At 54.7% G+C, this 446-nt stretch carries 1 pseudogene; it reads right to left on the reverse strand.

The features are described 5' to 3' along the window. A pseudogene (locus ACTHSP_RS21955) lies at positions 1 to 446 on the reverse strand (NADH-quinone oxidoreductase subunit NuoG); the annotation flags it as partial.

Here is a 446-nt window from a genome sequence, read left to right on the forward strand (position 1 = left end):
ACGGATTTGCGGCGGTTCAATTCCCAAGTACGCGCGTTGAAGCGGAACGGTTTGCTGGTCAATGCGCCGACAGGACACAAATCGATGACGTTGCCTGACAATTCGGTTTCCACTGCTTTACCGATAAAAGGCATGATCTCGGAGTGTTCGCCGCGGTTGGCCATGGCGATTTCTTGCACGCCGGCGATTTCTTCAGTGAAACGAACGCAACGGGTACAGTGGATACAACGGCTCATTTCCTCGGCGGAAACCAAAGGGCCCATGTCTTTGCCGACGACAGAACGTTTTTCTTCGGTATAGCGGCTGGTGGTTTTGCCATAGCCCATCGCCAAATCCTGCAACTGGCATTCGCCGCCTTGGTCGCAGGTCGGACAATCAAGCGGATGGTTGATGAGCAGGAACTCCATCACGCCTTCTTGCGCCTCTCGGGCTTTTGCCGAATGCGT

This window comes from Neisseria sp. P0001.S005, from assembly GCF_051963715.1.